Origin of the sequence: Anaerobiospirillum succiniciproducens DSM 6400 (assembly GCF_000482845.1) — a bacterium.
Lineage (GTDB): Bacteria > Pseudomonadota > Gammaproteobacteria > Enterobacterales > Succinivibrionaceae > Anaerobiospirillum > Anaerobiospirillum succiniciproducens.
In genome coordinates this window covers 73,328-97,409 of sequence record NZ_KI519513.1, presented here as the reverse complement: position 1 = coordinate 97,409, position 24,082 = coordinate 73,328, and the positions used below count along the sequence as shown (strand labels likewise).

At 43.7% G+C, this 24,082-nt stretch carries 15 protein-coding genes; 8 read left to right on the top strand and 7 right to left on the bottom strand.

All coding sequences use genetic code 11. The features are described 5' to 3' along the window. The coding region (locus tag H524_RS0113150) for an AAA family ATPase (protein WP_027940507.1) at positions 1 to 530 on the bottom strand (530 nt) is incomplete at its 3' end. Between the two features lie 500 nt (positions 531 to 1,030). On the opposite strand from H524_RS0113150, the gene H524_RS16940 reads away from it, so the two are divergent. The 6 genes from H524_RS16940 (at position 1,031) to H524_RS0113120 (ending at position 8,471) form a co-directional block, all read left to right on the top strand. After that, positions 1,031 to 2,605: an FkbM family methyltransferase gene (locus H524_RS16940; protein WP_027940506.1), complete on the top strand. Its 1,575-nt coding sequence runs from the start codon at positions 1,031 to 1,033 to the stop codon at positions 2,603 to 2,605. A gap of 254 nt (positions 2,606 to 2,859) precedes the next feature. After that, complete coding sequence (locus H524_RS16935; RefSeq protein ID WP_052339123.1) at positions 2,860 to 3,930, top strand: FkbM family methyltransferase; 1,071 nt, start codon at positions 2,860 to 2,862, stop codon at positions 3,928 to 3,930. Between the two features lie 201 nt (positions 3,931 to 4,131). Continuing rightward, on the top strand, positions 4,132 to 5,490 hold the full coding sequence (locus tag H524_RS0113135; RefSeq protein ID WP_027940505.1) for a glycosyltransferase: 1,359 nt from the start codon (positions 4,132 to 4,134) through the stop codon (positions 5,488 to 5,490). Positions 5,491 to 5,715: 225 nt separating this feature from the next. After that, positions 5,716 to 6,825, top strand: coding sequence for an FkbM family methyltransferase (locus H524_RS16930; RefSeq protein ID WP_052339122.1), 1,110 nt, complete (start codon positions 5,716 to 5,718; stop codon positions 6,823 to 6,825). A 138-nt stretch (positions 6,826 to 6,963) separates the two neighbouring features. Further along, positions 6,964 to 7,689: a TylF/MycF/NovP-related O-methyltransferase gene (locus tag H524_RS16035; protein WP_052339121.1), complete on the top strand. Its 726-nt coding sequence runs from the start codon at positions 6,964 to 6,966 to the stop codon at positions 7,687 to 7,689. Between the two features lie 278 nt (positions 7,690 to 7,967). Next, positions 7,968 to 8,471, top strand: coding sequence for a helix-turn-helix domain-containing protein (locus tag H524_RS0113120; protein WP_027940504.1), 504 nt, complete (start codon positions 7,968 to 7,970; stop codon positions 8,469 to 8,471). A 169-nt stretch (positions 8,472 to 8,640) separates the two neighbouring features. Here the strand turns inward: H524_RS0113120 and H524_RS0113115 are convergent, their stop codons facing one another. From H524_RS0113115 to H524_RS0113100, 3 genes are all read right to left on the bottom strand, one after another. Continuing rightward, a complete protein-coding gene (locus H524_RS0113115; protein WP_027940503.1) occupies positions 8,641 to 9,792 on the bottom strand; it encodes a glycerate kinase in 1,152 nt (383 codons plus the stop codon). Between the two features lie 182 nt (positions 9,793 to 9,974). Further along, complete coding sequence (locus H524_RS17925) at positions 9,975 to 10,826, bottom strand: CatB-related O-acetyltransferase (protein WP_052339120.1); 852 nt, start codon at positions 10,824 to 10,826, stop codon at positions 9,975 to 9,977. 288 nt (positions 10,827 to 11,114) lie between these two features. Then, a complete protein-coding gene (locus H524_RS0113100) occupies positions 11,115 to 11,972 on the bottom strand; it encodes a CatB-related O-acetyltransferase (protein ID WP_027940501.1) in 858 nt (285 codons plus the stop codon). A 983-nt stretch (positions 11,973 to 12,955) separates the two neighbouring features. Here H524_RS0113100 and glpQ point away from each other — a divergent pair. Continuing rightward, positions 12,956 to 14,053, top strand: a complete 1,098-nt coding sequence (gene glpQ / locus H524_RS0113095; RefSeq protein WP_027940500.1) for a glycerophosphodiester phosphodiesterase — start codon at positions 12,956 to 12,958, stop codon at positions 14,051 to 14,053. Positions 14,054 to 14,351: 298 nt separating this feature from the next. Here the strand turns inward: glpQ and H524_RS0113090 are convergent, their stop codons facing one another. The 3 genes from H524_RS0113090 to H524_RS0113075 all read right to left on the bottom strand — a co-directional run bounded on the left by H524_RS0113090 (position 14,352) and on the right by H524_RS0113075 (position 19,792). After that, positions 14,352 to 16,301: an AAA family ATPase gene (locus tag H524_RS0113090; RefSeq protein ID WP_027940499.1), complete on the bottom strand. Its 1,950-nt coding sequence runs from the start codon at positions 16,299 to 16,301 to the stop codon at positions 14,352 to 14,354. Positions 16,302 to 16,818: 517 nt separating this feature from the next. Next, positions 16,819 to 18,321: a U32 family peptidase C-terminal domain-containing protein gene (locus H524_RS0113085; protein WP_169726168.1), complete on the bottom strand. Its 1,503-nt coding sequence runs from the start codon at positions 18,319 to 18,321 to the stop codon at positions 16,819 to 16,821. Between the two features lie 550 nt (positions 18,322 to 18,871). Continuing rightward, positions 18,872 to 19,792 (bottom strand): recombination-associated protein RdgC, encoded by a 921-nt coding sequence (locus tag H524_RS0113075; protein WP_027940497.1) that lies wholly within the window; start codon positions 19,790 to 19,792, stop codon positions 18,872 to 18,874. A gap of 1,048 nt (positions 19,793 to 20,840) precedes the next feature. Between H524_RS0113075 and gyrA the strand changes: the two genes are divergently transcribed. Next, positions 20,841 to 24,005: a DNA topoisomerase (ATP-hydrolyzing) subunit A gene (gene gyrA / locus H524_RS16025; RefSeq protein WP_052339119.1), complete on the top strand. Its 3,165-nt coding sequence runs from the start codon at positions 20,841 to 20,843 to the stop codon at positions 24,003 to 24,005. The last annotated feature ends 77 nt before the right edge of the window (positions 24,006 to 24,082 follow it).

Sequence of the window (24,082 nt, the reverse complement as noted above, 5' to 3'; positions counted from 1 at the left end):
AGAGGGGCATCATACTCATCAATAAGTAACACAACTCTATCGCTACAAAATGGGCGATCACCCTCCTTTAGCTCAGGATGCGCAGCTAAAAACGCCTCGTCTTTAAGCTTAGCAATGCATGCTTTAATTAAAAACTCGAAACGCCTAGCTAAACGTTTGTTTGTAGGGATTTCAAACCCGAAGTATAAAGCCCAGCCATCCAGATCATCATTTAAGCGTTGCTTAAAATCATCTACTGAAGATATTACAAAGGTACTCCAATCAAAGTGAAAGACGAAATAGCGATTAGGCTCAGGCCAATGCTCGTGGCAGTAGAGCCCTTCTGTGCCTACTGTGCCTTTAGAAAACAGATACTCAAGTGTATCTACTAACGTGCTTTTGCCCATACGACGAGGTCTAGTTAGCAGAATATCATCCTTTTGAGAGGCCATCAGACATAATGGTTTAGTCTTGTCTACATAGACCATGGTTTTATCAATCAGTTGAGCAAAAGAATGGATTTCGCCTGTGGTTAAAATACGCATTGTCATAGAGTCCACCTCGATACTGCCTACATAGAACAATTAAGGCTAAAGTAAGGCACAAGCTAAATGAGCCAGCCTTGCCCAAGGCATGAGCTGATAGTACCTGCCTAATACATAATACGCTCAAATTATGGCTTGTAATTAAGATGTGAAATTTTATTTAGAGAAGGTGATTTAGCTTTGCTTTTCTAGGATCAAATTTAGAGATTAGCTAATTTGTATAGTGATTTGGTACAAGTTTTCTAAGAGAGGCTGTGTTTTAGATAATTATGTTGCATCTAACGCACTAGGCTATTTGTTTTGCTATACAATCTAATGTCCTAATTGAGTGTTAGAACAGTTGCAAATTGCACAAATAGTTTGCTGACAACGTGCCATGCTTGCTATGTCTGAGCGCTAGCATGGAGCTGTTTGTTTTGACACTTTATCTTTATTTAGACAACTTAGGTTTTCTGTCATTGAGCATAGCGCTCAATCAAAAGCATGAACATAAGCGAGCTAAAATCATGGTCGATCGCAAGAAGAATAACAAAGCTACAGAACAACTACAGTGCATCTCATTTGGAGGCGATACTTTCAAGTTTGATGGCTACATTGCTCTGCCTGAGAAAAAGGCAAAGCACGATCACTATGCTATTGGCAGCGTCAGCGATTTAAAAGCTCTTAAAGATAACAGTGTTTGTGCAGTTAAGTTTATCTTCACCTTAGAGCGTATAGGCAATGATGCTGAGGTTAAAGAAAACTTTGTAGCTCTGATGAGTGAGCTCTACCGTGTTTGTGCTCATGGTGCGCTAGTTGAGATCAAGACCACTCATGAAGATTACATCAAGGCCATTAACGATCCGCTATTAGTGCGTACGGTTAATGAGGGCCTCATCACCATGCTTGATGCTAGCTGGCGTAAGAAAGTAGCTCGAGATACAGGCTTAGCTCATACCCTGCAGGCCTTTGATAATGCAGGTGTTGATTTCATGTCACTTAAGTCCTTAGGCCACTTTAGCTCGGTTGCGATGTCACGTATTGAGGGTAAAGAGTATGCAAGTGAGGCAGATATACTTAAGGACTTAGACGGTATTGAGTGTCCTTTTACTGCCAATACTTTCTATTTGGCATGCCGCAAAGTTGCGGGCCATAATTTTGCTCTGGTGCAAATCCCTGGAATTGATGAGCTCACAAGCGAGGACTATAGCTCCTTTAATTCACATTTGCCTGCAGGCGTACGTGGCTGTGGCAGTGAACCATATGTCATGCAAATCTACAATATCGATGAGAAACACGATATCTTCTTATCCCCTCAGGTTAAAGAGCATGGCTATTGGGAGCTTCCTGAGACTTTGACTTTTGCTAAGCTCTTGGCGCTGTATGCTTCAAAGTACGTCAAGTTCAAGTTTGCCAATATCGGTGCCAATTTAGGCTGGTATAGCTTGCTTGCACCTAAGTTTACTAGCCATGTAACAGTCGATGCTTTTGAACCAACTCCAGAGACTTTTAGCTATCTTACCAATAGCATTAAGCTCAATCAGTTAGAGCATCGTGTCAATGCCATTAACATGGCTCTGTCTGATAGCCAAGGTGAGTTTGACTTCTTTATCAACAGCACCAATGCAGGCAATAACTCTTTCCTTGCTTTTGAAGGCAATACTGAGGCTTTTGGTTCAGAGTACACCAAGATCTCTGTTAAGGCAGATACCTTAGATAACTTCTATGCCGATAAGGACAAGTCTGAGTGGCCACATATCATTCTTATTGATGTTGAGGGCCATGAGCCAAAGGTCTTTGCTGGTGCTAAGAAGATGTTTGAGCAAGGCTTTAGACCACTGATTGTATCTGAGTTTTTGCCAGCTCTATTAGCTAAATCAGGCAGGCCTACATTCCACGAGGATCTGGTTAATAAGTACAACTACACTATGCTGTGTATTAATCAGGATTTAGAAAACACCATCATTCCGATTAATTTGGATTACGTGAATGAAGTTTATGACAATCTTGCGGATGTTAAAGGCGATGCAGCTTACTTAAACATCATCTTTGTGCCTGACTGTTTTGATCTTTCAAGCGGCTCCTTAGCCTTTAAGGACTAGAGAGCTAAACGCCAAGGTTTAATGGCTAAAGCGCTTAATCCAAGCTTATTTGTGCGCCGACACATTAGCAAAGATAGGCGCATTCGTTAAAGAGCATAGCCATGCATCAATACATTAGATGGTGTTTCTAATTCGCAGATGCATGGTTAATACGTATTGCTGCTCGTACATGTATGAGCAATAGTCATATATGCAACACATCGCCCGCGCAGTAGATGCACGAAACAATTTGTAATCCCATTGAGCAAAGATCCATGTCAGAAACCAACGAAGCTTTTGCCTATATCGTCGATAGCAATGGCAACAGAGTAGGCCTAAACGCAGAAGAGCTCGGTCGTTTTGTCATAGAAAATTATGCGACATATGACTTTATGTTTAAGCAAAACTTCTTTGACTATCAAGATACTCATGCCATGGCCCCCATCAGAGCAAAGCTTAAAGAGGGGCTCGATGCTGTGTCTTGCGACTACATTGACCGCTTTGAATATTTGCTTAATTTCCAGCGTGTAAGCGATCAGTCTTTGATTAAGTCTGATATGTTTTGGACGGAAACTGACAAGGCTTTGCTCGAGCGTAACCGTGAGATTGTTGCATCTGGTCAGATTCCGCTACTACAACAGGTTAATCAGGATTTTTCGACCGCATACACTAATCTGTACGGCATGTATGAGGTGCTTGGATTAGCTAAAAAATCTACAAGCGGCGTAAGCTCTAATGAACAAGAAGAGCTTAGCTATATGGAATTTATCAACGGCAAGGCTGTAATTGATGCTGGCGGTTTTATTGGCGATACCGTGGTGCTGTTCAAAGATATCTTTGAAAAGTCCAAGATTTACAGCTTTGAGCCGGTGAAGAAAAACTACGACTTCTTATGCAACTTCGTTAAGCCATTTATCGAAAATGGTCAGGTTGTTCCGGTACAGAAGGGCCTCGGTAGTCAAAAAGGCACCTTGCGTTTTTCTGGCACTAGAGCCGAGGCAGCAGCTGATGCAACTGCTAGCTCATACTATGATTATGCCAATCCTGAGCTCTACGAAGAGGCTGAGGTGGTCACCATTGATGACTATGCTAAAGAGCATGGCTTAGAAGTTGGATTAATTAAGGTAGATGTTGAAGGTGCTGAGGTAGATATCATCAAAGGCGCACTAAATACCATCAAGACTTATAAGCCGCTGCTCGTGATTGCTATCTATCACAATGCCGCTGAGTTCTATGAGCTCAAGCCGTATTTAGAAAGCCTCAATCTAGGCTATAAGTTCTGCATCCGTCGCAGCAATATTTGTGTGCCATCTACCGATTTAGTCTTAGTTGCCTATCAAGATTAATTAAGTTTTAGCATAATCACGTAAGCTAACCAGCCTACAGTGCATAATACACTTCTAAGCATCCACTAATCGAAGTGCTTGTATGCCTGAGCTGACAAAAGCTTTATAGTACTGCTAGCATGATATTGTGATCTTGCAAAGTAGGTTTGCCTGATTTTTACGCTCATCTTGAGCATTTTTACACTGCAATTTGGTTCGACTATGGAAAAGCCATATACCATACTTTGGTATTCAATTAGCAATCTCTTAGATACCTCAAATGGAGCAGCGATCTCTAACAAATTCATCTTAGAGCAGTTAGCGGCTATGAATTGTAAGGTGATCGTGCTGTGCACAGATGCTATGGACAATGAGTCGGGCTCTGTAGTCTATGATCGCATCGTCCCTCAAGTAGAGCTCAAGTCAGGTTTCTTAAGAGACTTTAATCTCGATTCCTTGCACTACTATGTGGTGCAAACCCAAGGCAAAAAGCTTGATTACATTCAGCAGCAAGATCAGAACAATCTGTGGAATATCTTTGTACGTCTGCTTGATGTATATGAGCCAGATTTGATGATGGGTTTTGCCCCAGATCTCTTCTCTTTAAGTTTGCGTCGTGAGGCTCAAACCCGTGGCATTCCATGCGCCTATGCTTTATGTAATGCATCCCATGAGTGCTTTAGATTCCCTGATTGTAATTTAGTCTTCACCAACTCATATGCTTTAGCAAGCTACTACGAGCGCATCTCCGAGCACACGGCTAAAGTTAAGCACTTTGGTGTGTGTATCGATGAAAAGCGCGTTAAGGCAGCTCACAAGGCAGAAAATCCGCGCTATATCACTTACGTCAATCCAAGTCACAATAAGGGCATTTCCATCTTCATTAAGACGGCTTTAGCCTTTAAAGAGCGCCATCCTGACTCACAATATCGCTTCTTAATTGTAAAGAATCGAGCAGACTACAACGCGACCGTGCAAGCTTTAGTTCACAAGAATGGTGAGCGTTTCATTACTAAAGAGAACTCACAGTATGTCATGAGCAATATCGATGTTGCTGAGCATACTGAGGCCATGAACGAGGTCTACTCCATTTCAAAAGTAGTCATGATGCCATCTTTATGCAACGAAGCCTGGGGCATGGTTGCAACCGAGGCTAACGCCAATGGTGTTCCGGTAATCGCCAGTAATCTTGGCGGCTTGCCAGAGGCCATTGGTCGTAAGGTAGTCATTAATAATGATAGCAGCGCTACTTTCGATGACTCTGTACTTGGAGGCATCTTAATTGATCCTCCGCAAGCGGTTAAGGATAACAATTGCGTAGTTCCTGATGATAAGGAAATTAAACCTTATCTTGATGCATTAGAGAGCATCTTAGCTGACTATGAGACTTACTCTCAAAAGGCCTATGAGGCAGCTCAGTACAATGCTTGCGATAAGAGCCTCGAGCGCTTAGTGGGCATGATTAAGCCACTCCTTGAGCAAGGTCGTAAGAACAAACAGCCTCACGATAAGTCATTCTTCCTCACGCCATACTTCTTGCGAAAGCTCCATGACGAGAGCAGACAAGGCTCGCAAAGCTAGATTTAGAGCAAAGCCTAGCCCAAGCACGCAAAGCTAGATGCTAAGAGAGACTAATCTCGTAGATTTTGTGGCTAACGTAGCTAAGGCTAGATCTTGAAGCTAAGGCCATTAAGGCTAGCAAATCTAGACGCATGCATTGATATACATTCTGGGCATAGATGATTAGCCTCCCTTGCTTAAGAACGTTAAGAACAGGTAACAGAACAAAAGTAACAGGACAATACAATGGGTGCAGATAATCAAACAGAGATTTTTGGCCACATCACTTTACCAAGCGGTGAGAGTGTTGCCTTAGATGCTCATGGCTTTGCCACATACATCAAGACGAACTATATCTCACTCGACTATATCTTCAAGCAAAGCTTTGTTGATTACATGGACACCCATGTCATGCGTGATGTTAGAGCTAAGCTTCTAGATGGCATGGATGAGGTATCTGTAGAATACGTTAAAAATCATGAGCGTATGGTGCACTACGTCATCAATGCTAATGATTGCTTAGTCAAGCAACAAGCTTTTTGGACTGATACTGATCGCTATCTGTTTAATCGTCATGATGAGTGGGTAGCTAAGGGTGAGCCTGCTTTCTTAAAGCAAGTTAACCTCGAGTGGAGCTCAAGTTACACCAATTTATACGGCATGTATGATGTGCTGCCGCTTCTTAGCAAGGTCAAAAAGAGTGAGCTGCATGAAGAGGTTGCTGCCAATCTAAAGGTAGAGGCCGATAGCGAGGGTATGGTCGAGGTTAACTACCAAGAACGCTTCAATGGTAAGGCAGTGGTTGATATCGGTGGCTATATTGGCGATACCGTCATACTGTTTAGAGATCTCTATAGCCTCTCTAAGATCTATGCTTTTGAGCCTCAAAGCGGCAACTACGAGTCCATGATCAAAACCTTATCTGCAGATGTTGCATCAGGCCGTGTTATCCCTGTTAAGACAGGTTTGGGCGATAAGAGCGATACCTTACGTATCTCAGGCTTTCAAGGCAAGGTAGACGCTACCGCATCCGTAACTGCTGACTACAATATCCCTGAGTTCTATGAGGATGTACCAGTAATTACCTTTGATAGCTATGTCAAAGAGCATCAGCTTGAAGTGGGCGTAATTAAGATTGACGTTGAAGGCTTTGAGGTAGAGATCGTCAAAGGTGCCCTCGATACTATTAAGAGCCAGCGCCCGCTGCTAGTAGTAGCTATCTATCACAATGCCCCTGAGTTCTATGAGCTTAAGTCTTATCTTGAAGATCTAAACTTAGGCTATAAGTTCTGCATCCGTCGCTCAACACTTGGTAGTCCATCTACAGATCTAGTCTTAATTGCTTACCCTGACTAGACTCATGGCCTCATGTTATTAATACATGCACCACGCTTAGTTATAAGCCAAGCTCAAAGACCGCTTAGCTTACAAGATAAGTTTAATAAGCGCTTAGCTCTGCTCTCATGATGTTAGATACACAGGATTAGGAAAAATATGTTTAGCTTCAATGCCGATAACTTCAAGTCTCTGATGGCCGTCTTTTACGATGTGCTTAAGAACAGCAACAAAATCATAACTTCGCCCATGACCTACGATCAGGTGCAAAGCCCACTTATCGATAGCGTTGAGCACCATGACTACACTCGCTGGCGCACTATGCAGCTATGTGCTGAGATGATTGCCTCTAATGAAGAGCTTGCTAAATCCGATGCATGTGTAGCTGAGGCTGGTGTATGGAAAGGCGGTTTTTCTTGCATGATTAATGCTGCCTTTGCTAACCGTACTTTGCATTTGTTCGATACTTTTGAAGGCTTCGATATGAAGCAAGTCGATCACGACATTGAAAAGGGCTTAATCTCCACCTTCTTCCGTGATGAGCAGACTTTTAACTCCACTTCCATCGAGGCAGTTAAAGCCGTGTTGCCTCATGCAGACAAAGCCGTTTTTCATAAAGGCATGATCGAAAAGACCTGTCGTGAGGTAAAAGATCTTAAGTTTGTCTTTGTCTCTTTAGACATGGACCTCAAACAACCAATGGCTACAGCTTTAGAGTTCTTTTACGAGCGTACTTTACCTGGTGGCTATCTTTTCTTGCACGACTACAACCACGCCTCCATCAAAGGCGTCAAAGAGGTAATCGCAGAGTTTGAGGCTAAGCATGGTCGAATTAATAAGCTGCCATTAGCCGATGAGGGCGGCTCCATCATTATCGTGCGCTAATTGGATGGCTCATCATTATTTTGCGCAAATAGGCTAGCTATCAAGACAGAACTTGCTTTAAAGATACACATTTAAAAGAAAATGGACTGAGACAGTAAGGTAGTATTACTTTGGGCAGTAAGGAAGTATTACTTTGCTGCCTCTGCCTTTTTTGATTGGCGTTAAAGCTAGGCTGTAAGTGTTTTATAGTAAACGACATAAATGATTAGGTAATAAGCAAGCTTAGTAATACATTCATGATAAGCTACCATTAGGTATAGCCTAAGATGGTCTTTTAAATGAAAGTACGTAGCTATAAAACTGATATTGAAAAGCTAAAAGAAGCTGGCTCAAGCTTTGTTCGGCAAAGTGCTGAGACGAAGATGATTTACAGAGCCACAATCGTCAACATGTACCTTAATGGCATTTCCACTAAGGCATTATCAGAGGCTTGTGGTGAGAGTCCAGCAACAATCAATCTTTGGGTTAAGCTTGCTGATGAACAGGGATTTCAAGCCCTAAAACTATCTGCTCCGCCTGGTCGACCAAGACGACTTAGCGAAACTCAGCTCGATGCAGTTCGTGATGCCTTGCTATCTCCACCAGAGACGCATAATTATGCCATTTGGGATGGAAAAAGCGTCGCTGACTACATCAATAAGCAGTTTCATGTTAGCCTTAGCACTAGACAGTGCCAACGTCTTATAAAAGAAAAGTTAAACTTATCGCTCACTAGAGCACAGGCACAGCCGTCAAAAGGCAAATCTAAAAGTGAAGAGCAATTAACAGATGGAGTACCATAGTGCTGGTGAATCACACGCCGTGAGATGACGCACTATCGATACTTTGAGTCTTTAGATACTCTTAAGAGTAAGTTATTTGGCCACTTCGAGAACTTCAAAGAACTAAATGATAAGTTTAAAACCTTATGTTCACTCAAATGCTTTAGTTTCTAATTATGTATCGTCTAAATTAGTTTAAGGATAATGAGACGGTGCGAGCGATGTTGTAGCTTAGTTTTTCTATTAGCTCTTCGGCGTTAGACATTGCCTCGTCTAAGGTCATGGGGCCGGTGCATAAAGAATAGATGGCGTTAATGCCGTGCTCGTAAAGGGCCTCTGCATTTGCACCGATAGAACCGCACAGGGCAATTACTGGAACCTTATGCTCTTTGGCAAGCTTAGCTACGCCAAGCGGGGCTTTACCTTGCAGGCTTTGGCCATCGATACGCCCCTCGCCAACAATAACGAGGGAACTATCCTTGATCTTCTCTTCAAGTTTAAGGATGCGCATAACAATATCAATGCCGCGCTCTAAAGTGCCGTGGGCAAACCAGAGTAAGGCAGCACCCATGCCACCTGCAGCGCCCGCACCTGCAACAGTATCTACACTGCGCTTATAGTGAGCGTTCATGAGAGTGGCAAAGGATTGCATAGCCTCATCGAGAGTAGCTAGATTTTGCACCTTGATCCCTTTTTGCGGTCCAAAAGTATAAGTTGCGCCATTGCTGCCAGTAAGTGGATTTGTTACATCACAGGTGCCAAAAATCTCCACGTCTTTTAATGCAGCGTCTAGCTCGCTTGTGTCTACACGGGCAATCTTGCTAAGCATAGAGCCGCATAGTGGCTCAGTAATGAGCTGGTCATGCGAGTCATAAAACTTTGCGCCTAGTGCCTGAGCAAAGCCTGCACCGGCATCATTTGTAGCACTGCCACCAAGCCCAATCTTAATCGTGCGGCACTTTAAGCTTAGGATATGTCCAATGAGCTGACCAAGACCATATGTAGTGGCTTTTTCGCCCTCACGTGGGTGGTTTAAGTTAAGCTCAATACCACTACATTGGGCCATTTCTACAATAGCCTCACCTTGTTGCTCGTTATATAAGAAGCTTGCTTTTACCTGTCCTTGGTATGGGCCAAGTACAGTGTAATGGTGCTTAACAAAGCCTTGTTCTTGCAGTACACCATACAGGCTATCAATAAGTCCCTCACCACCATCCGAGATAGGGCAGCACAGAATCTCGCTATCGTGCAGAGCCTTCTTAAACCCTGTTGCAACAGCTTCGCAGGCATTATGGGCAGTGCAGCTGCCTTTGAATGAATCAAGCGCAACAACGACTTTCATATTAATCCCCTGAGCAAGATATGAGCGACGGACAGTGTGATCGCATATTGATGTAGCGCATAAGACTTTAAGCCTTGCGCTTTAAACCTTGATCTTTGAGCATTGCACTATGCTATTGAGCTTTGCGCTTTGCACTATGCTGTTGAGCACGCGATCAGTGTTGGTACTTGAGCTCTGCTGTATTACTTTTCGCCAAAGAGCGAGTCAACGATTGAATCTGGCAAGTTCACTGAGGTGAAGTTTTGATCGGTATTTGGATCAATAGGCGTAAACAGTACTTTGTCTTTGGCAAAGACTAAAAGTGCATGCCAGTCTTGTCCAATACGCGGCCAAGTACTTAAATCTGCATCTTTCATAGCCTGCAGCAAAATGCTTGGATGCTCTTGTATACGAGGATCGACGAGCTTGCTGGCGATCAGTTTTGGCAGATCATATTCCCACCATTGAGACTCGAGTAAGTCAGCAATGATTTCATCAGCAAAGCGATTTTTAACGTGCTCACCACGCGCATTGATAATCGCATAAGGTGGCACATCCTTAGTTACCACAGCACCCGCGCCAATGACTGCGCCAGTGCCAATCGTAACGTCGTTAGGAATCATCACATGGCCACCAACCCACACATCATGCTCAATCTTAACGTGGTTAGTTTGTTCACCATGGCGTGCTTCGAGCCACTCAGGCCTATAGTCGATATCACCTGAGAATGGTAGAAACATTGAGCTCGAGTAGAAGCATGGCGAGGTAAAGGATGCTTTGTAATTGTGATGGCCCATGCCTATATCTAAAGCATGACCTAATGAGCAGTAGCGACCAATTTCAGTATTGATAACTGTTGAGTGGTGATGAATATATGAATAGGCATCCATCTTCACTTTGAAGATAGAGCAATTGAAGTACACCAGATTGGGTTTATTGAAGTAGCAATTACGGGCGACTTCTACATTTTCACCCAAGAACAAATGCTTATCGGTAAGCTTGTCTCTAGTCTGCTCATCAAGCTCAGTCACGGTTTCAATTGCTATAGATTTCATTAAGATCCCTTTCTACCTTTGCAATATAAGAGAGCGTCGGTGCACTAAATCGTTTGGACTAACACTCTAAACAAAGACAAAAGCTGTGTACAGCTCTAGAAATAAAAAGCATGGAGCGCATTGTAGAACATAAGTTTGCAGATGCGTAAAGAACGCTTCTCATAGCGAACAGCACTTATCTTATTATGAACAGAGCATTGCTCATAGCCAACAGCACTTATCTTATTATGAGCAGAGCACTGCTTATAGCCAACAGCTCGCTGCAGGCTGCTGATAGTGAGCTGAGCCTTATCTCTTGCCAAAAATTTGCTTGTGCATATCAGCAGGCAAATTGACAGAAGAGAAGTTCTGATCGGTTTGTGGGTCAATATCGATAAGCGCACTCTTATCTGCAGAGAAAACTAACAGGGCACGCCACTTTTGTTCAATGCGTAGCCACGAAGAAGTATCTTGTGAGCGCATGAGCTCAATAATGCCTTGAGGGCTTTCTTGGAAGCTTGGATCGATCATCTTTTTAGAGATCATGCGTGGCAGATCGTAATCCCACCAATTAAGCTCTAAGAGGTCTGCAATGATCTCATCAGAAAAGCGGTTTTTTACATGATCTCCACGATGATCGATGATGGCATATGGTGGCACGTCTTTTTTGATGACCGCGCCTGTACCAACCACAGCTCCATGACCAATGCTGACATCAGCAGGGATGCGTACATGAGATCCAATCCAGACATCATGTCCAATATGCACTTGTGAGCTCATGATGTAATTGCGCTCATCTAGCCACTGCGGCATATAGTCAATTGGGCCTGAAAAACGTAAAAAGCCTGATTGACTGTTGCATACATTAGATGATGAGAATGCTTTGTAGTTGTGAAAAGGCATGCCAATATTGCAATTAGATCCAATACAGCAGTAGCGGCCTATAGAGCTGTTTTGCACATCAGAGCTGTAGTTGATGTATGAGTAACTATCCATCTTAATACGGTATAGATAGCAGCTACCGTATACCAAGGTAGGCTCATTGAAATAGCAATTACTTGAGACTATGGTCTGGTTATGGATATTGATATTAGCTTTTGCAAGCTTTAAGTACTCGCTTTTGTTTAGCAAGCAAGGACGTGCAAGTTCTAATTTGACGTGATCCATAATTTCTCCAAGTTTCAAAGACAAAGCATTTGCGCAAGATCATACACATGAGTGCACGCTTATCCTAGTGTGTAGCTTTATTCTTGTGCACTAAAACGTAATGCTAAGAGCGAAGCTGCAGATGGATGTGCAAAGAGTTTATTGATGCAGTGCATTAAGCTTGGTCGTAAATCACCCCTCATGGCTATCTATAAGCAACAGACAATGAACATAGGCAAAGCATACTTTCAATAGCATGATCCTTAGTTGAATCTGTGCTCTAAAAGGCTTCAGTTAATACTCTAAAGAGGGGTGTTATAGCGTAATCTTGTCATACAAGCTAAGCGTTTTGCTATGGCTGTAGGCATATCGTGTTGAGTGAAAACAGACACATTTTTATATATGCCCGCGCTATAAGCTAAGGTAGCAATTGATATGAGAGTAAGGGCCAATGGTGAGTGTACTGTTGCTTTAGTACTGCTGCTGTTGCTGCTAGTAAATTTGATATCTAAGCACTTTTATCGCATTGGCGTGATGATGTTTGTTGTGTGCTGATTAGATAGATAAGAGACTGCGGCAGTGAGAAAAAAGGTGCCATGAGAGCTCTCATGAAGGGGGCTGACAAGCTAATAGTGGGCCTAAAATTAGTTGAGCTTATCATTGTGTGATCTGCAACTAAGTTTTACATGCATCTGATACAGCCTTAATCAAGACTATATAGACTAAAAGCACTTCACAGTTTTATCCGTTTTTTGAGTGTTTTGCTTAGATTTTGGCAAAAAATTGGCATTTTTCACTGAAAATTAGCTAATTTTTGCAAAATCTTACGTTTGCTTGATGCTTTGTCTTTTGCTTGGCCGAGATGGTTGTATGTACCCATAGGAACATAAAACTCTCATGCCAAATTTTTACTGTGTGTGGACATGAGCATGCCAATTAAATTGGCCATCAAGAAAACGTAATAAGTTTTCTGAGCAAGCCTCATAGTATTTTGGTTGCTATTTATGAAGTTTACTAAGTCCGTTTTAGCCGCAGCTTTAATGACTGCATCTGTTTTTTCCGTTAGTGCAGCTGTCAATGCTGCTTATGCAGCTGATGTTCAGGATAAGGTGATCGTAGCTCACCGTGGTGCTTCAGCCTACCTGCCAGAGCACACCTTAGAGTCTAAGGCTTTAGCCTACACCATGGGTGTTAAGTATATAGAGCAAGATCTGGCTATGACTAAGGATGATCGCTTAGTTGTAGTTCACGATCACTTCCTCGATCGTGTTACCGATGTAGCCGAGAAGTTCCCAAATCGTGCCCGTAAAGATGGTCGCTACTACGTAATTGACTTCACTTTAGATGAGATCAAGACCTTAAACTTCACTGAAGGCTTTGAGATTAAGGATGGCAAGCGCGTTCAGGGCTATCCTAACCGTTTCCCAATGTTCACCTCCGTATTTAAGATTCACACCTTAGAAGAGGAAATTGAGTTCATTCAGGGCCTCAATAAGACCATGGGTCGTGATATCGGTCTGTACGTTGAGACCAAGGCTCCTTGGTTCCACAAGCAAGAGGGTAAGGACATTTCTAAGGCTACCTTAGAAGTGCTCAAGAAGTACGGCTACACCACTAAGGATAGCAATGTAATCTTCCAGACCTTCGACTACCCAGATCTCAAGTACGTGGTTGACACCCTCATGCCTAAGATGGGCATGAAGCTCAAGACCGTAATGCTCCTTGGCTACAACGATTGGAATGAGACTTACGAGCTTAAGGATGGCAAGTGGGTTCCATTTGATTTTAACTACTTACTTGATCCTAAGAACTTCCCTGAGGTTTCTAAGTACGCCACTGGCTTAGGCCCAACCTACGCTATGCTCTTTGACTTAGAAAAGACCAAGAAGGGCAATATCGTAGTTAACGATTTTGTAAAGAATGCTCACTTAAACGGCATGATGGTTCACCCATATACCGTACGTGCTGATGCTCTGCCTGAGTACGCAAGCAACGTAGATGAGCTCTTCAAGGCTATCTTAATTGACGCTGATGCTGATGGTGTCTTCACTGACTTCCCAGATTTAGGCGTTGCTTTCTTAGAAAAGCAAGCTAAGAAGTAATTAAGCTTAACTAAGCCATACAAACTTAAAGCTGTGTCTACTCACCACAGCAAGAGGCCGCGCCATCTCCTGTAGTTTCAATCTAGCAGGACGATAGGCGCGGCCTTTTTCATTAATACTTGTCTACCATCTAGCTCATCAATCCCTTGCCAAGCCAATAAACTTAGAGCTTATCCGCGCTCGATAGCCATAGAGCATATCCGCGCTCGATAGCATAGAGCTTATCCGCGCTCGATAGCCATAGAGCATATCCGTGCTCGATAGCATAGAGCTTATACGTGATCAATAGCCATGGAGCTTATCGCCGCTCCATTGTCTTAGAGTTTGTCCGTGATCCATCGCCTTTGAACAAAGTGGATTGATAGACAATTATGTGCTTATCATTACTATCGATCTTGGCTAGCGCGCCCACTTGTCTTAGCTCAGTGCTGATTACAACACAATATCGCTTTGTATCGGTGGTAGATACATTAAGGTCATACCTGCGCTCAATGAGCTGTACAGCGCCATCTTGAAGCTTATCTAGTATGCTATCTTCTTGCTTGGCAATCTGAAACTCGATGACAGTATCTATCACATTCTTATCATCAATTTCTTTATAGATGACAATAGCTGCACGGTCTTTAGCTAAGTACACTTTACGCTGCGTAGGCACTCGTAGATTGAGCAATTCTAGGTAGAAAAGATACGCAATTTGATTTTCGTGAGCTGTGGATAAGAAAAACTCCCATGGTGCATCGCTAAGCCAACTATCAATGAATTTGACTAAATCCATACCACCACGGTGGAGCACGCTAAAGACACTATCATCTTGCTTAAGCGCCTTAACAAAACGCTCAGCATGACAATTCTCAGTCTTAGTATCCTCATCAAATGTTTGGGTAAGAAGATAGGCAAGGGTATACGCCACCTCGTAATTAGTGATTACTAAGTAGGCTGTGCATCCTTTAACTTTTTTGATGCTCAAATAGCCTGATTGAAGCAAAAACAAGATTGCGTTGTATGCATTAATGGACTCAACGCTGCTTATGTTCAAAGATCGGTCGCTAATATTAAGCTCTAATAGATGCTCTGTGCCATCATTAACATGTTCAGACTCACCAATATCTAAGCAAAAGAAAGGAAGACGTGAGTCAAGATACGCTTCAAGCACCTGATGCTCTTCAAGCTCTTGACGTTCTTGAGCTTGCATATTCTCAGTATCAAACACTTTGTCAATCAAAAGCTTAGTAATCTTGCTTGAACATAAGCTAAGCATGTGGAACAAAAGTGCAGAGGCAGCGCCGGTTATGCTCCAATAAGGCCTAAATTTTCTTTGTGGCGCATTAAGAAACATCGATACACTGACCGGACTAAAGACTCTCTTATGAGCATGATCTTCATTTGCCTCATCATTAAACAAATAACCCGCATAATGAAAACGAAGCTGCCTAATTAAAGACTCATGGGAGATGTTTAAGACTTCGCATGCATGATGAAGCTCTCGGACAAAATAGTGCTCAATCTCTGAGAGCGTATAACCGCAGCATGTTGCAAAGCGTGGGTCTAAGGAAAGATTAATAAACTGATTGGCGCTTGAGAAAATTGAACTTTGAGCATACGAGGTGATGCCAGTAATAAAGACAAATCTAAAGTTAAGATCCTCGATAGTCGAAAATAGCTCGGTATATACTTGTCTTAGTTCTTCAAAAACTAAAGGATTGCCCAAGTGATTAGTTAGAGGTGCATCATACTCATCGATGAGTAATACAACTTTTTGGGGGTTAAAAGGTCTATCACCATCGCTCAGCTCGCGATGCTGTTTTAAAAAGTTATCGTCGCAAAGCTTATTTACGCACTCTCTAAAAAAGAACTTCAAGATATCGCCAAACTTTCGATCTGCAGGCAAAGTGATGCCAAAGTAGTCAGTATAGCTTGTCAATGAGGAGACGATAGAGGAGCGTAAGTCTTCTGCGCTAGATGGATTCAAGTTATTCCAAGAAAAGTTAAATACAAAGTAGCGCCATGGGTCACTCCATTTTTTAAAGCAGTCTAATCCCTCACATCCTTGCGTGCCGTTCATGAACAGATGCTTAAGTGTGGATAAGAAAGTAGACTTGCCCATACGTCTTGGTCGCGTTAGCAAATAAGCATTGTGCTCTTTGGCAAGGTCACAGGCTAAGGCAGTCTTATCAACATATACAAAATCGCCATTGATGAGATCTTCAAAAGGATGAAATGATCCTTTGGTAATTAGTCTATGTCCCATAATCCATTACACCTTGCCCTTAAGAAAGGCTAAGAATAGAGTGTATCTTGCCCATCAGAAGGACGCTTAATCAAATGTAGCCTGCATTGATTAGGACGCACAATTGAAAGTACCTTGCCCTTGATGAGGGGGCATTGGGCAATACACCTGGCTATTTTTGAATAAGCCTAAGACTTAAGTCAATCTAAGCTTTGCTTGCTAGTAGTTTACGCCTATTGTGTGCAAACAGTGGATACCTCGCGAGCATTAAGATCACAAACAAAAGCCGCAACAAGACTAAGTGTATTCTAGAAATGTTAGTCACTTAAGGTAGCTTACATGCACGAGCAACTCATTGAGCTTGCAGACTAAACGATGTCTGGCATAAAGCTTATGCATGAATAAAAAAAAGGCCGATCAAAGTTGATTTGACCGGCCTTTTTTAAAGCACAAGCTGCAGCCGTTTAACGCTGCTGTATGGCGCTTAGGTGCTTAAACTAATTGGTTAAGCTAGGGGTGCAGCAGTTTTTTTTCAAGATTACTTGCTGTCATCACGCAGCAGCACTGCGGTGCGCAGATCTAAAGGCTGCTCGAAGGCTAAGGATACGAAGTAGCCATCACCCTTAGCTACATCACATGGCTTGCCATGCTTATCAAGCATAGTGGAGCCGTCGACAGTAACTGGGCCATTTGGAGTGTAGATCATGAGCTTTGAAGTAGCTTCAAACTTATTCTTTACGCGAATATTGATGCGGCCGTTTTCTTGTGACTCAATCTTACCGACGATCTGCCACTCACCTGGAGATGGAGCATTGGTCTCGTAGTCCTGCATCTCGTCTAAAGCATTGTTTGGATCGAGCATAGCAGTGGTGTAACCACGAGCAGGAATGGAGTTAACAATACGCCATGACTCATCTGGGATTTCCTGACCCTGTGCAATAGCATCAACAGCTAAGCGATAGGCTCTGGCAATACCACCTGAGTAGAATGGGGAGCGTGAACGACCTTCAATCTTCAGGCTGTCTACACCAATTTCCATTAAGCGCTTAACTACGCTTAAAGCACATAAGTCCTTGGAGTTCATGAGGTAGGAGCCGTGCTCATCTTCCTCCATTGGCATCCACTCGCCCTCACGACGTGAGGTCTCTTCGATCTCAGCACGCAGAGCAGGGCTATCGCGCTCGTCTAATGGATTGATAGAGCGCATTGGGATCTTGCCATCCATAATGGTTTCACAGGTGGCAGCATCCTCAAGGTGCAGATCTTTAACACGATAGTTCCAGCGGCAAGCATTGTTGCAAGTACCAGTATTAGCGTCACGACGAGCCAGCATTCCAGAGATGAGGCAACGGCCTGAAACTGCAATGCACAGAGCGCCATGGATGAAGACCTCAATCTCCATATCAGGACACTCGTTACGAATCATCTCAATTTCGTTTAAGGAGAGCTCACGGGCTAAAATCACGCGCTGTACGCCAAGCTTTTGCCAAAACTTAACTGTACCTGGATTTACAGTATTTGCCTGTACTGATAAGTGCACTGGGATCTCAGGGTGACGCTCTAAGGCCTGATCGATAAGGCCAGGGTCAGCCATAATAAATGCGTCTGGCTTTAAGGCAGCAACTTCATCTAAAGCTGGGGTGAAAGCTGCAGTTCTGCGTACATGTGGAATAACGTTGAGCACAGCAAAGAACTTACGGCCCTTTGAGTGAGCGTAGTTAATACCTGCCTCAAAGTCATTACGAGTAAAGCCATTACCACGTACACGCAGAGACCAGCGAGGAATACCTGCATACACAGCATCAGCACCGTAGTCTACAGCCATGTAAAGGTGCTCAAGGCTACCTGCTGGGGCTAAAATCTCAGGCTTTTTAACAATGATGCCGCCCTTAGATAACTCACAACCTGACTGGGCTGCCTCAAGGTATGAGGCTTCAGCATTGTTATCATCGCCGCCACAACCGCAGGAGTTGTTACCGCAACCGCATGAGGACATGGCAGTAGTAGCAAAGTGATGAGTATTGGTTCTGAACTTAAACATATGCGTTATCACCGCTCCAAAGCTTGAGAATGAAAAATGACGCGTCATTGTATACGCATTTAACTTAAATGCGTCGCTTATTTTTCGCAAAAGTATAGATCATTGTGCCGCACAGTATAGCCCCAAAAGCTACAAAAAAAATCCCTAAACACCTAAGCACACCATGAATGCAGCCAGTACGCATATAAGCGGCTAGCTAACATACAAATATGGACGCTAGCACGCATACAAGAATGGGCGTAGGAACGCCAGAAAGAAAATAGCCTGACTCTTAAGCCTCATAGTCTTTTTTAAAACAGCAGCATGTAAAAATAGGCATCTGCAAAAATATGGCAACTACCAAGTTCTATGTACTAAGCAAGAGCACACACCAAGCTGTGTGGCATGAGCAAAGCTCTAAATGCAGCCATGGGTAAAGCTCTAAATGCAATTATGGGCAAAGGCGGGCATCTAACAGTTTGGCAATGAAAAAAGCGCCTGACCAAGAAGGGGATTAGCTTACTTAGTGTCAGGCGCTCTTTTGCAAGGATGTTATTTTGTTGTGTATGGCTTAGCGATCGCAGTCAAAAGCCTTAGTGACGCGATCTACCATATCGGTAAGTACGCTTGCTTCGACGATAAAGTAGCTTTGCATATCCTGAGTCTTGTCCTCAACTGACTGAGGCAGGTTTTGGGATAAGAAAGTGTCATCAATGGCGATGCGCTTGATGGTGAGCTCGTTGTTGAGCACAAAGGAGACGCTATCGTTTAAGTTAAGCTGCAGATCGGTAATCTGTTTGCCGGCCTTGATATGAGATTGGATCTCACCACAAGTTAAGTCTTCTTTAGAGGCACGTACAGTAGCGCCAGTGTCATCATTGCTCTTTAATACGCAATCGTAACCAAGCTTAAAGCCCTCTGGTAGCTCATTGCGTGACACAAAAGAGGTTAAACGATCTTCAATAACACAGCGTGGAGAGAAAGCTTTAGCAGGGAAAGAGCCGCCTAAAGCCTTACGTAAGTAGGTAATGGCATTTTCAGCACGCTTAGCAGAGGTTACAGATACGCCTACAAAGCCATAGCGAGAGTTAACCCACACCATCATCTCGCGACGGCTTGAGAATGCCTGAGCTAACATCTTGTTGGTCAGAGCTGTCTTTAAGGTAGTCTTTTCAGCCTTCTTGAGCGGGCGACCAAGCTCTTCTTCTTTGGCGTCGATCTCGTCGAGCAGGGCCTGATTAACAACTGAGGTAGGCAGTAACTTGTTTTCCTCTACAAAACGGAAGTAGTGGTTGCCATCATATGAAAAAGAGAAGGCCTCAGTATTACGACCAAATACCGGCGCAAAACCACATGAGGAGATTTCCATTTGACCTGCAGGTCTAAACTTCTCATCAGCAATCAGCTTATCAAGCTCACTTTCATTGCTAAAAATGCTCTTGAGCTTATCGTCTAGAGCAACACAATACAGTCGAACGCTTTTAAATGGCATGGCACTTACCTAATCAACAGCTAAAATAAGTTTTCCTACGGCTGCACGTGAGCCGTAAGATTCGGCTTGTCAGTTTAGCCCAATTACTTTCAATTTGCACATCTTGACGCAAATTGCTATCAAAACACCATATATAAGCCATTTATAAAAGCCATAAGCTTGATACAAGCAAATCTTTTTCTACTCATACTATCTTTGCTTAAGTAAAACTTCCCATAGCATGCTCAGCGCAATAAGAGAGTATGGCTTTAAATCACGGTGACATTACAGGAAATGAAGTGACTTACCACACATAGGACCATATGTAGCTTGGCGCTCAAAAACTTATCTCTATAACCATGGGTTTTGTGGAGTGATTGACTTGTGAGATGGTCAAAGCAATCACGAGCTAAAGTACCTAGCATGTAGTGCCTCGCTTATAGGTCAAAGCTTTGATTAATCAGGGGGCGCGTGCTATAATTAGCTATTGCTTAAGGTGCTGTGGTTAAGACAAAAATGTGCTCTTTTTATCGAGCTTTGTAGCTAAAGCCACAAGCCTTGCAGCATAAGTTTACATAAGGCCTTAGTGGCCTTTTGTTTTCTCAGAAGAAAGCAAAGGATCATCATCTTAGAACACAGCACGAGCAGTAGCTCTACTAGACCATGTTCTGACCTTTAAGCATCTGTGTCAGTATCCGTTCTACGATAGTGGCTGAAATGTTAAAAGATGATGATCCTTTGCTTGCTCATTACGATGCTTACGCAAGCCAGGTAGAGAGTTTTATGCTCCCAACTGTTTTGCGTAAGCTCAGTGATGGGTATTATGCTTAGAACACTCAACTAGGCCAAAATGGCCTATATATGCCATGTGAGTTATCGTTTTGCACGCTATGAGCATTAGCCTTAGCCTCGCGCTATCATGATGGCATTCTTTAACGAGCACGCTAAAGCACGCAAAAGTTTATGTGCGTTGCAAGTGCTCAGCTTAATGAGGCATTAGTTAGATAAACCACGTTGGGCGCATAGTTAAAGAGTTGAGAGATTATCGGATCTAAACAAGGTGTAGTTCATGGTTGATAAGAACCACGATGATGAGCAGTTAACTGCTGATAAGCTTAATGAGCAAGAGCAGCAAGAGGCCTCACAAGAGACCTTAGATGGCGCTCAGAGCAGTGCGGACACTGACAAAGGCGATATGGGCAATGGTGATTACCAAAGCTCCGCTGTTGTCTCAGATGGACCTACTGTAAAGCTTGAGGATGAGTTAAAGCAGTCTTTTATTGACTACGCCATGAGCGTAATCGTAGATCGTGCGCTGCCTGATGTACGTGACGGCCTCAAGCCAGTACACCGCCGTGTGCTTTACGATATGTACGATCTTAAGATCTGGCATAACGGACCTACTAAAAAGTCAGCCCGTGTGGTTGGTGACGTAATCGGTCGTTTCCACCCTCATGGTGACGCTGCTGTATATGAGACCATCGTGCGTATGGCACAGTGGTTCTCCATGCGTGCTCCTTTAATCTTTGGTCAGGGTAACTTTGGTAACTTAGACGGTGACGGCGCAGCTGCGATGCGTTACACCGAAGTGCGTATGACCAAGATCGCCGAGCAGATGCTGGCCGATATCGATAAGGAAACTGTAAACCGTTACCCTAACTATGATGGTAACGAGATGATTCCTGAGGTACTGCCAACTCGTTATCCAAACTTATTGGTTAACGGTTCTTCCGGTATTGCTGTAGGTATGGCTACTAACATTCCGCCACATAATCTTGCTGAGATTATCGACGGTACTGTTGCCATGCTCGACAATCCTGAGATTACCTTAGATGAGCTCATGGACTACATTCCAGGTCCAGACTTCCCAACTGGTGGTCTTATCATCCGCTCACCTGAGATTAGACGTGCCTATGAGACTGGTCGTGGTCGCTGCTTAATTCGTTCTCGTACTCATACTGAGACTGATAAGCAAGGTCGCACCACTATTTACGTCGATGAAATTCCTTACATGGTCAATAAGAGCACCATCGTTAAGGAAATTGCTGAGTTAGTGCGTGACAAGAAGATCGAGGGCATTGCAGAAGTTAACGATCTGTCTGATAAGGACAATCTCGTACGCATTGCTATCGACTTAAAGCGTGATGCCTATGAAGAGGCTGTGCTTAATAATCTCTTCCAGCACACCTCCATGCAGTCTTCATTCTCATTTAACGTCATTGCTTTAGTTGACAATCGTCCAAAGCAGCTGTCCTTAATTGAGATCTTAAAAGAGTTCATCAAGTTCCGCCGTGAGGTGGTAACTCGTCGTACTGTTTACCTCTTACGTCAAGATCGTCGTAAGGCTTTCTTAGATGAAGGTCTCATCGTCGCTAAGAGCAATATTCAGCGCATTATTGACATCGTAACCTCTGCTGCTAACGCTGAGGATGCCCGTAACAAGCTCATGAGCGAGACTTGGGATGGTGCCTTAGTTTCTTCAGTGATGGAGTACGATGAAAACGGCGTTAACATTTGTCTGCCGATTGGTATTGAGGATAATCGCGGTCTTATCGATGGCCGTTACCACTTATCTGAAGATCAGGCCAAGGCCATCTTATCGCTGCAGTTACACCGTTTAACTCACTTAGCTACTGAAGAGATTCAAAAGGATTATCAGCAGTTAAAGGAGAACATCAAGGGTTACCTTGAGATCTTAAACTCCACTGCACGCATGAATGAAGTTATTCGTGAAGAGCTCTTAGAGGTTCGCAACACTTATCGCGATCCACGCCGCTCTGACTTCATCATTGTCGATGGCATGTTCTCGAAGGCTGATCTTATCAACCGTCAGGCTGTACTCATTACTCTGTCACAAGAGGGTTACATCAAGTACCAAGATCTGTCCTTATATGAGGCCATGAATCGCGGTACTATGGGCAATAGCGCAGCAAAGCTTAAAGAAGAGGACTTTATTGTTACCTCTACTGTATGTAATAGCCATGACAGCGTTATGTGCTTTACTAATCTTGGTCGCTGCTTTATTACCAAGGTTTACGATCTGCCAACCTCTAACAATAAGAGCTGGCGTGGTCGTCCAGTACAAAATCTCTTTGATCTTCCAGAAGGCGAGTCCGTGCGTCGTATTCTGCCAATTACCGAAGATCAAATCGAAATGCTCAAGGCTGGCAATGCTGCCTCCGAGCAAATTTTCATCGTCTTTGCTACTGCCAATGGCGGCGTAAAGCGTATTGCATTAAGTCAGTTTAAGAATCACTTAAACCGTTGCAATTCAACTGGTATTAAGGCTATCAACCTCACTGGTGATGATGAGCTCGTCTCTGTTGAAATTACTCACGGTGAAGATGACATTCTGCTCTTTGCTAACAACGGCCGTATGATGCGTTTCTGCGAATACGTTGATGTTGCTGGTGCAGATAGCTCGACAGATGATAATGCCGCAGAGGATAACTCCACTGATAACGATGCTCTGACACAAGATACTGCAAGTGCTTCAGACGATGCTGATGAGTCAGGTGATGATGACAATATCTCCGATGCAGAGCGTATTGCTCGTGAGCGTGAGGTCTTAGCACGTTATCTGCCAGTACGTAAGAGCGGCGGCGGTGTTCGTCCTCGTGGTCGTGCCTCTGGTACTAACAAGGGTATTAAGCTCATGGACGGCGCTAAGCTGGCTGCCATGATCGTAGTTCCTGTTGAGCGCATTGAAGATGAGAAGCTCAACTACCTCATCATTACCGAAAGCGGTATTGGTAAGCGTGGTCGTCTCATCTCACTGCCAGGCAAGGTACGCCGTGGTGGTATGGGTAATTGGGTATGCTCTGCTGCAGCTCGCTCTGAGCGCGTTGTGGGTGTAATTACCGCTGATGAGAGTTCAGATTACTTAATCTTCTCCAATACTGGCTCAGTTCTGCGCTCACGCGTCTCTGACTTAACTGTACGCTCACGTAGCGCCGGTTACCTCAAGCTCAAGCGCTGCACTGAAGGTGAGATCATTGTAGGCATGCAGGAGATTCCTCCAGCAGTGGTTGCCGAAATCAATGAGTCTGCTGAGGCTCGTGCTGCTGAAAAGCGTCGTGTTGAAAATGGCGAAGATGCTGTCTTAACCGACCCACTTGCTGATGCCACTGCCCAAGATGAGTCCAATGCTCAGGCTATCGATACTGCAGTAGATAGCAGTGATGACAATGGCGCATCTGACGCAACTGACGCTCAGAACAATACCGACATCTAGTAATGCTCAAAGTACCCCATGCAACTAGTCATGGTGACAACAACACCAGAATCTAGTCCATGGGGCCAAAACTTTGG